The 1,440-nt window shown below is 61.0% G+C and carries 1 protein-coding gene and 3 pseudogenes; 1 reads left to right on the forward strand and 3 read right to left on the reverse strand.

Translation table 11 applies throughout. The annotated features are described in order from the left end of the window. Both MTX35_RS25250 and MTX35_RS26340 read right to left on the reverse strand, forming a co-directional pair. Nucleotides 1-139 (reverse strand): annotated as a pseudogene (locus MTX35_RS25250) (MBL fold metallo-hydrolase); the annotation flags it as partial. After that, nucleotides 79-213, reverse strand: a pseudogene (locus MTX35_RS26340) (metal-sensing transcriptional repressor); the annotation flags it as partial. The pseudogenes MTX35_RS25250 and MTX35_RS26340, both read right to left, overlap by 61 nt. A gap of 300 nt (nucleotides 214-513) precedes the next feature. Here MTX35_RS26340 and MTX35_RS25260 point away from each other — a divergent pair. Continuing rightward, nucleotides 514-1,179, forward strand: coding sequence for a peroxiredoxin (locus MTX35_RS25260; RefSeq protein ID WP_008720432.1), 666 nt, complete (start codon nucleotides 514-516; stop codon nucleotides 1,177-1,179). A 130-nt stretch (nucleotides 1,180-1,309) separates the two neighbouring features. On the opposite strand, the pseudogene MTX35_RS25265 reads toward MTX35_RS25260, so the two are convergent. Beyond that, nucleotides 1,310-1,440, reverse strand: a pseudogene (locus tag MTX35_RS25265) (cytochrome c biogenesis protein ResB); the annotation flags it as partial.

Below are 1,440 nucleotides of genomic sequence, written 5' to 3' on the forward strand. Positions count from 1 at the left end.
CGTGACCCGGAAAGACCTGGATATGATCTGGCTGCGTGACGAACGACCGCTTCAGACTGCGGAAGATCTGTTTGGCACCCTCGAAACGGGTGTCGACACCGTCGGCAGCTTCGTCGAGTAGGTCCGGATCATCGAGATCACTCCTGCGAGCTGACCCTGCGCACGCCGCAAACGGTTCAATACCAATGCGATGCTTACGGTGTCACCAGTCATGTCGTTCAGTCCTTCGTTCGATGAAACTCCAGTTTACCCCTAGCGGTAAGGGTGGTCGAGGTGGCCGAAGCTGGACGGTGGCCTCGGTGCGGATGTCGCGGCCCATGGGCTGGAGAGGCCGGGTCAGTCATCGTTGCACCGAGGGGTCGGGGCCACCCGTGACCTGTCGTAGTCGCCCATTGATGGGCTATACCGGTAGGGGTATACGGAAGACCGCGTCGCCGCCGACCTCAGGTTCACTTAAGACTCGACCGCTATCGTCGGCACCACCGCACCACCGCACCGGAAGGACAACCACTGATGACACTCACCATTGGCGACACCGCCCCCGATTTCCACGCCCAAACCACCCAGGGTCCGATCAACTTCCACGAGTGGATCGGTGAAAGCTGGGCAGTTCTGTTCTCCCACCCCCGCGATTTCACCCCGGTGTGCACGACCGAACTCGGTTACATGGCCACGATCAAACCCGAATTCGACCAACGCAACACCAAGATCATCGGGTTGTCAGTCGACCCACTCGACAACCACGTCGCATGGGCCGACGACATCGCCGAAACACAAGGTACCGCGCCCAACTATCCGATGATTTCCGACAACGACTACACCATTTCGAAGGCCTACGGGATGCTACCCGCCGAAATCGCCGGCGACCCGACCAGTCACACTCCGGCCGAGATGGCGACGCTGCGCAATGTCTTCGTCATCGGCCCCGATAAGACGATCAAGTTGGTGCTCATTTACCCGATGACCACCGGCCGCAACTTCGACGAGGTGCTGCGTGTAATCGACTCGCTACAACTCACTGCCGCGCACAAGGTGGCCACCCCCGCCCAGTGGAATAGAGGTGGCGACGTGATCATTGCCGGCTCGGTCAGCGACGAGGATGCTAAAAAGATCTATCCGGATGGCTGGACTGCCCCTCGCCCCTACTTGCGCATCGTTGCCGACCCCACCCAAGGCTGAGGGCGACGCCCACGGGCATGCTGAACCGTCCTGGATCTGACGGAGACCTGGTTCGAGCCACTTGGCGGTCGGAGGTGTCGGTCGAGATTGCTGACGGTGCTCGTTCTCATAGGGGTCGCGGTGGGCCGAATATCACCAGGGACACCAGTAGTCCGGTCATCATCGTGACCGCGAACACGAGCACCCACCGCTGCGCGGGGTCGTATCCGACCTGGAGGTTCGCGAATTCCTTGGCACCGTCGAACCGGACGACGGTGCCGT

The organism is Rhodococcus sp. ARC_M12, assembly GCF_022810385.1.
Lineage (GTDB): Bacteria > Actinomycetota > Actinomycetes > Mycobacteriales > Mycobacteriaceae > Rhodococcoides > Rhodococcoides navarretei.

Coding starts and splice junctions, on each gene's coding strand:
- MTX35_RS25260 (WP_008720432.1), top strand. CDS start 514: ATGACACTCACCATTGGCGACACCGCCCCCGATTTCCACGCCCAAACC.